This window comes from Salinicola sp. V024 (genome assembly GCF_052645315.1).
The window spans coordinates 1-1,141 of the sequence record NZ_JBQXYB010000042.1 but is presented as its reverse complement, the minus strand read 5'-3'; the positions used below and the strand labels follow the sequence as shown (position 1 = coordinate 1,141).

General features: G+C 53.4%; 1 rRNA gene. It reads right to left on the bottom strand.

Annotated elements, in window-relative coordinates:
* A 23S ribosomal RNA gene (locus tag ACUN9V_RS19915) occupies positions 1 to 1,141 on the bottom strand; the annotation flags it as partial.

The following is a 1,141-nucleotide window of genomic DNA, read 5'->3' as shown; positions in this document are numbered from 1 at the left end:
GACTTTCACCAGGACAACCAACGCCTGGCTCACCTAGCCTTCTTCGTCCCCCCATCGCAACCACATCCGGTACGGGAATATTGACCCGTTTCCCATCGACTACGCTTTTCAGCCTCGCCTTAGGGGCCGACTCACTCTGCTCTGATTAGCATAGAACAGAAAACCTTGGTCTTCCGGCGGGGGAGTTTTTCACTCCCCTTGTCGTTACTCATGTCAGCATTCGCACTCGTGATATCTCCAGCAAGCTTCTCAACTCACCTTCACAGACTTACACGACGCTCCTCTACCGCTCACACCTAAGTGTGAACCCGTAGCTTCGGCATCTGGTTTGAGCCCCGTTACATCTTCCGCGCAGGCCGACTCGACTAGTGAGCTATTACGCTTTCTTTAAAGGATGGCTGCTTCTAAGCCAACCTCCTAGCTGTCTATGCCTTCCCACATCGTTTCCCACTTAACCAGAATTTGGGGGCCTTAGCTGACGGTCTGGGTTGTTTCCCTTTTCACGACGGACGTTAGCACCCGCCGTGTGTCTCCCACGCTCTACTCACCGGTATTCGGAGTTTGCCTCGGGTTGGTAACCCGGGATGGGCCCCTAGCCGAAACAGTGCTCTACCCCCGGCGGTAATACGTGAGGCGCTACCTAAATAGCTTTCGAGGAGAACCAGCTATCTCCGAGCTTGATTAGCCTTTCACTCCGATCCACAGCTCATCCCAGCATTTTTCAACATACTTGGGTTCGGGCCTCCAATTGATGTTACTCAATCTTCACCCTGGCCATGGATAGATCGCCCGGTTTCGGGTCTATATCCAGCGACTGGTCGCCCAGTTAAGACTCGGTTTCCCTACGCCTCCCCTATACGGTTAAGCTCGCCACTGAATATAAGTCGCTGACCCATTATACAAAAGGTACGCGGTCACAGAACAAGTCTGCTCCCACTGCTTGTACGCACACGGTTTCAGGATCTATTTCACTCCCCTCTCCGGGGTTCTTTTCGCCTTTCCCTCACGGTACTGGTTCACTATCGGTCAGCCAGGAGTATTTAGCCTTGGAGGATGGTCCCCCCATGTTCAGTCAGGGTTTCACGTGCCCCGACCTACTCGATTTCACACATTCAGGTTTTCGACTACGGGGCTATCACCC